At 70.3% G+C, this 6312-nt stretch carries 5 protein-coding genes and 1 other RNA gene; all 6 read left to right on the top strand.

All coding sequences use genetic code 11. The features are described 5' to 3' along the window. Nucleotides 1-205 precede the first annotated feature (205 nt). Nucleotides 206-300, top strand: an RNA gene (gene ffs, locus AC2VON_RS24610) — signal recognition particle sRNA small type. A 60-nt stretch (nucleotides 301-360) separates the two neighbouring features. Beyond that, on the top strand, nucleotides 361-1677 hold the full coding sequence (locus AC2VON_RS24615) for an aspartate aminotransferase type Ic (protein ID WP_486955180.1): 1317 nt from the start codon (nucleotides 361-363) through the stop codon (nucleotides 1675-1677). An 87-nt stretch (nucleotides 1678-1764) separates the two neighbouring features. Then, the gene (locus AC2VON_RS24620; RefSeq protein ID WP_486955181.1) at nucleotides 1765-3639 is read left to right on the top strand and encodes a DNA polymerase III subunits gamma/tau; all 1875 of its coding nucleotides are present in this window, start codon (nucleotides 1765-1767) and stop codon (nucleotides 3637-3639) included. Beyond that, a complete protein-coding gene (locus AC2VON_RS24625) occupies nucleotides 3639-4886 on the top strand; it encodes an FAD-dependent oxidoreductase (protein WP_486955182.1) in 1248 nt (415 codons plus the stop codon). Before AC2VON_RS24620 ends, AC2VON_RS24625 begins: the two co-directional genes overlap by 1 nt. Further along, a complete protein-coding gene (locus tag AC2VON_RS24630) occupies nucleotides 4861-5919 on the top strand; it encodes an ABC transporter substrate-binding protein (RefSeq protein WP_486955183.1) in 1059 nt (352 codons plus the stop codon). Before AC2VON_RS24625 ends, AC2VON_RS24630 begins: the two co-directional genes overlap by 26 nt. Nucleotides 5920-5966: 47 nt before the next feature. After that, on the top strand, nucleotides 5967-6312 hold a 346-nt coding region (locus AC2VON_RS24635; protein WP_486955184.1), incomplete at its 3' end, for a DUF732 domain-containing protein.

Raw genomic sequence — 6312 nt, forward strand, 5'->3', positions numbered from 1 at the left:
GGATGCGGGATTTGAACCCGCGAGGGCTGTTAACCCAACCCGCGTTCCAGGCGAGCGCCATAGGCCACTAGGCGAATCCTCCGTCGGTCATGGTAGCCGAGTCACTGTGACGGGCTCGCGGTACTCGAACCGGCAGGTAGTGAGCTGATGGCGCTGATCCCGCTGCGCCCCGCTCCGCCGCGCTTGCGATCGCCGCTAAACTTTCGGTGGACCCCGCGCGGCGTCTATCCTGTGAACTCCCCCAGGGCTGGAAGGCAGCAAGGGTCAATGGGCTCTGGCGGGTGCGCGGGGTCCCCTGGACCCTGAACCGGGGTCAGCCGTCCCATCGCTCTCGGGGCGCTCGACGGTGAAAGGAGCACGGTGACGCTGCAAACCCGCACTGGTGCCGGCCTGGCGGCTCAGTACGACCGTTACCGGCGCGACTACGCCGACCTGCAGGCCAAGAAGCTGGCGCTGGACCTCACCCGCGGCAAGCCGGCACCCGAACAGCTCGACCTGTCGAACAAGCTGCTGAGCCTGCCCGGCAGCAGTGACCGTCCTGACTACCGCGACGACGAGGGCACCGACACCCGCAACTACGGCGGACTGCACGGTCTGCCCGAACTGCGGGCCGTCTTCGGCGAGCTGCTCGGCATCGCCGTGCCCAACCTGATCGCGGGCAACAACGCCAGCCTGGAGTTCATGCACGACGTGGTGGTCTTCTCGATGCTGCACGGCGGGGTGGATTCGCCGCGGCCCTGGATCGCCGAGCCCACGGTCAAGTTCTTGTGCCCGGTTCCCGGCTATGACCGGCACTTCGCCATCAACGAGACCATGGGCATCGAGATGATCCCGGTCCCGATGCGTGAGGACGGCCCGGACGTCGACCTGATCGAGGAGTTGGTCGCCGCCGACCCGGCGATCAAGGGCATGTGGTGCGTCCCGGTGTTCGCCAACCCGACCGGGATCACCTACTCCTGGGAGACGGCACGCCGGCTGGTCCAGATGCGCACGGCCGCCGGCGACTTCCGGCTGTTCTGGGACAACGCCTACGCGGTGCACACCCTGACCACGGACTTCCCCCACCAGATCGACGTGCTGGGTCTTGCCGCCGCCGCCGGTAACCCGAACCGGCCGTACGTGTTCGCGTCCACGTCGAAGATCACCTTCGCCGGGGCCGGCGTCAGCTTCTTCGGCGGGTCGCTGGGCAACATCGCCTGGTATCTGCAGTACGCCGGCAAGAAGTCGATCGGGCCGGACAAGCTCAACCAGCTGCGGCACCTGCGGTTTCTCCGCGACGCCGACGGGGTGCGTCTGCTCATGCGACGCCACCAGCAGATCCTGGCCCCCAAATTCGGGCTGGCCGACGAGATTCTGGCCGAGCGGCTGGGCGACGCCAGAATCGCCTCGTGGACCAAGCCGAAGGGCGGCTACTTCATCAGCCTGGACGTGCTGCCCGGCACTGCGCGGCGGACCGTCGCCCTGGCCCGCGACGCCGGGATCGCGGTGACCGAGGCGGGCGCGTCGTTCCCGTACCACAACGACCCGGACGACAAGAACCTCCGGATCGCGCCGACGTTCCCGTCGCTGCCCGACCTGCGCGACGCCGTCGACGGGCTGTGCAGCTGCGCGCTGCTGGCCGCCGCCGAGACGCTGCTGCCGGTCTCTAACGCCGAGCGTGCCTGCCAGCTTCGTTGAGAGTGCACGCAGGGCTGCGAAGCTCCCGAAATCACGACCCCGGACGCAATCTCAACGTCGTCGGCCCGCATCGGTAGCCTGCTGATCGTGGCCCTCTACCGCAAATATCGGCCGGCGACGTTCGCCGAGGTCATCGGGCAGGAGCACGTCACTGAACCGCTGTGCGCCGCGCTGTCGGCGAGCCGCGTCAACCACGCGTACCTGTTCTCCGGGCCGCGCGGCTGCGGCAAGACGTCGTCGGCGCGGATCCTGGCGCGCTCGCTGAACTGCGCGCAGGGACCCACGCCGACCCCGTGCGGTGTCTGCGACTCGTGCGTCGCCCTGGCGCCCAACGGGCCGGGCAGCATCGACGTCATCGAACTCGACGCCGCCAGCCACGGCGGTGTCGATGACACCCGGGACCTGCGGGACCGCGCGTTTTACGCACCGGCACAGTCGCGCTATCGGGTCTTCATCGTCGACGAGGCCCACATGGTGACCACCGCGGGATTCAACGCGCTGCTCAAGATCGTCGAGGAGCCGCCCGAGCATCTGATCTTCGTCTTCGCCACCACCGAACCGGAGAAGGTGCTGCCCACGATCCGGTCCCGCACCCACCACTACCCGTTTCGGTTGCTGGCGCCGCGCACCATGCGCGAACTGATCGGGCGGATCTGCGACCAGGAAGAGGTCGCCGTCGACGATGCCGTGTACCCACTGTTGATCCGGGCCGGCGGTGGCTCACCGAGGGACACCCTGTCGGTGCTCGATCAGCTGCTGGCCGGGACTGAGGACCCAGCGGATCGCCGCGTCACCTACCAGCGGGCGCTGGGATTATTGGGTGCCACCGATGTCGCACTGATCGACAACGCCGTCGACGCCCTGATCGCCGGGGATGCTGCGGCGTTGTTCGGTGCGGTCGAAGCTGTGGTCGACGCCGGTCACGATCCACGCCGGTTCGCCGTCGACCTGTTGGAGCGGTTCCGCGACCTGATCGTGCTGCAGGCGGTGCCCGACGCCGCGGCGAAGGGCGTGGTCGACGCGCCGGAAGACGTGCTGGAGCGGATGCGTGACCAGTCGGCGCGGATCGGCCCGGCGACGTTGACCCGCTACGCGGAGGTGGTGCACGCCGGCCTGGGCGAGATGCGGGGCGCGACGGCACCGCGGCTGCTGCTCGAAGTGGTATGTGCGCGGCTGCTGCTGCCCTCGGCCGCCGACACCGAATCCGCGTTGCTGCAGCGCCTCGAGCGCATCGAGCACCGGCTGGACATGGCGATCCCGGCCCCCAGATCGGGGTCGGCAGGATCGGCCGAGCCCGCATCCGAGCCCGCACCCGAGCCCGATGCCCGGTCATCCCGGGTGCCCGAGCCGCCGGCTCCGGCACGCCCGGCCGCGCAGCCCGCACCCCCGGTCGAGCCAGCGCAGCAGAACCCCGGCGAGCCTGGGGTGGCAGCGGTGCGGACCATGTGGCCGACGGTGCGCGACAAGGTGCGGCAGCGCAGCCGCACCACCGAGGTGATGCTGGCCGGGGCCACCGTGTGGGCGGTGGAGGGCGACACGCTGGTGCTGAACCACGAGTCGGTGCCGTTGGCCAAACGGCTGTCCGAGCAGCGCAACACCGACGTCATCGTCGAGGCGCTCAAGGATGCGCTCGGCGTCGACTGGCGGGTGCGCTGCGACGCGGGGGCCCCGCCGGGGGCTCAGGCGGACCGGGCGGATCCACCGACGCCGGTAGCCGCCGTGACCGCGGACCCGCCCCCGCAAGCGGGAGGTGCCCCCACCCCGCAAGCGGGAGGTGCCCCCACCCCGCAAGCGGGAGGTACGCCCACCCGGCAGGCCGACGAAGAGGCCATGCTGGCCGAAGCCGACGCTGAAGACGCAGCTGCGGGCGACAACCCGTCGGCGCCACGCCGCGACCCGGAAGAGGCCGCACTCGAACTGTTGCAGAACGAGCTGGGCGCGCGGCGCGTCGACAACCGCTGATGTCCAAGACCACCACCTGTGCGATCGTCGGCGGTGGCCCGGCGGGGATGATCCTGGGGCTGCTGCTGGCCCGGGCCGGTGTGGACGTCACCGTGTTGGAGAAGCACGGCGACTTCCTGCGCGACTTCCGTGGCGACACCGTGCATCCGACCACCATGCGACTGCTCGACGAGCTCGGGTTGTGGAACCGCTTCGCGGAGCTGCCCTACACCGAAATCCACCGGGTGACTGCTGAATTGAACGGGCGTCCGGTGACCTTGGTCGACTTCGGACGTCTTGGACGGTTACGCCAACCGCACCCGTTTGTCGCGCTGGTGCCGCAGTGGGATCTGCTGAACCTGCTTGCCGACGCCGCCCGGGCCCAGCCGAGCTTCGCGCTGCGCATGCGCACCGAAGTCACCGGGCTGCTCACCACAGCCGGTCGCGTCACCGGCGTGCGCTATGAAAGCCCCACCGGACCCGGTGAACTGCGGGCCGAGCTGACCGTGGCGTGCGACGGCCGGTGGTCGGTCGTGCGCCGCGAGGCGGGACTTGCGACGCACGAGTACCCGGTGAACTTCGATGTGTGGTGGTTCCGCCTGCCCCGCGAAGGCACCGGAGAGTTTTCCCTGTTACCCCGCATCGTCGCGGGCAAGGCCCTGATCGTGATTCCCCGGCGAGGCTATTCCCAGATCGCCTACCTCGGCCCCAAGGGCACTGACGCGCAGCTGCGGTCGCGGGGCCTGGACGCGTTTCGCCACGACATCGCCGAACTCCTGCCCGCGGCAGCCGAATCGGTGGGCGCGCTGAAGTCGCTGGACGACGTCAAGCACCTCGACGTGCGGGTGAACCGCCTGCGGCGCTGGCACACCGGCGGGCTGCTGTGCATCGGCGATGCCGCCCACGCGATGTCGCCGGCGGGGGGAGTGGGCATCAACCTGGCGGTGCAGGACGCCGTTGCCGCAGCAACGCTACTCGCCGAACCCCTGCTGCGGCACCGGGTCACGACTGGGAACCTGGCCGCTGTCCGTCGCCGCCGCGCCCTAGCCACCGCGGTGACGCAATCACTGCAGCGGATGGTGCACCGCCGGGTCATCGATCCGATCCTGCGAGGTGAGGACCCGACCCAATCGGCGGCACTGCGCGTGCTGATCGATCGATTGCCGTGGCTGTCGGCGATACCCGCCTACTTCGTCGGCGTCGGGGTCCGGCCCGAACACGCACCGGCGTTCGCCCGTCGCGATGCCACTGAGCCGACACCCCGGTGACCCGCTGCGCGCCGCGCTGGTGACCCCACTGACCGGTCCGCTGGCCGGCTACGGGCGGGCCGGCGCGGATGCGTTGACACTGTGGGCCGAGTGGTCGGGTGAGCAGTCATCGCGGAGGGTGGAACTGGCCGTGGTCGACGCCCACCCAGACCCGGTCGCGGGTCTGCGTCTAGCGCAGCGTGCTTGTCCTGATGTGCTGTTCGGCCCGTACGGCAGCGGCCCTACGGCGGCGTTGGCCGCTGCCACGGACCGGCTGGTGTGGAACCACGGCGGGGCGTGGATACCTCCGGCGGGCAACGTGGTGTCGATCCTGGCGCCCGCCGACACCTACTTTCACGGCGCGCTGCGCGCCGTGCGGCAGGCCGACGCGCACATGCGGACGCTGTGCCTGCTGGCCGCAGACACCGGCTTCGGCCGGGCGGTCGGCGACGGTGCCGCCGCCGAGGCGCAGGGACTCGGTTTCGCCGTTACCCGCCGGGGTCTGACCGGACATGACCCGGGCGCCGCGCAGCCGGACACCGCGGTGCTGCTGGTGGTCGGCTCGTTCGCCGCGGAGCGGGCGGCCGCTGCTGAGCTGTTGGCGTGGCGGTGGCGGGCAGCCGGCTTCGTCGGTGCCGGCGTCGCGGAGGTGCTCGCCGACCTGGGCGCCACGCGGGAGGGGCTGCTCGGCCCGGCGCAGTGGTTGACCTCGGCCGCCCCGTCCCCGGACGAAGGTCCGCCGGTCAGCCGGTTCGTCGCTGCTTATCGGCGCCGGACCGGCGGCGACCCGCCGTATCCGGCGGCCCAGGCGTTCGCCGCCGGCCTGATCGCGCACCGATGCCTAAAAGACGCCGGCTCCGCCGATGACGCGGCGCTGTTGGCGGCGGCCCAGAACTTATGCTGCACCACGCTTTTCGGCCGGTTCCGGCTCGACCCGCACACCGGCCGACAGGTGGGCCATCAGGTGCTGACCGTGCAGTGGCAACACGGTGCGCGGGTGGTGGTGTGGCCACCCGGGCAGGCACAGGCTCCGCTGCGTTATCCGCTGCCTTAGGCCAGCCATATATCCTGTGGTTCTCCAACCCGCCACATCGAGGAATCGTGAAACCACTCCTGGCCCTGCTCGGCGCAGCCGTCATGATCAGCCTGGCCGGTCCCGCCTACGGCAATGGGGGCGGTGCTCCGCCCGGCGACCCCAACGGGGGCGCCGCGCCAGATGTCAACAGTGAGGCCGCCCAGTCCTTTCTGGCCGCCCTGCGGGCAGCGGGCATCACCTACAGCCGTGCCGACCAAGCCATCATTGCCGCCGAAGCGGTGTGCAAGCTCGTCGGCGACGGCAAGTCGGGCCCGGAGGTCCTCAAGATCATCGTGAACCGCAATCCCGGCTTGACCGAAGACCACGCAGCCAAGTTCCTCGCGATGGCGGAGCGGTCGTACTGTCCGCAGC

The sequence above is a fragment of the Mycobacterium sp. TH-M82 genome, assembly GCF_057473605.1.

Bases quoted from the DNA above. Each gene is read 5' to 3' on its own strand.
- AC2VON_RS24630 (WP_486955183.1), top strand. From the start codon at position 4,861: ATGCCACTGAGCCGACACCCCGGTGACCCGCTGCGCGCCGCGCTGGTG.
- AC2VON_RS24625 (WP_486955182.1), top strand. From the start codon at position 3,639: ATGTCCAAGACCACCACCTGTGCGATCGTCGGCGGTGGCCCGGCGGGG.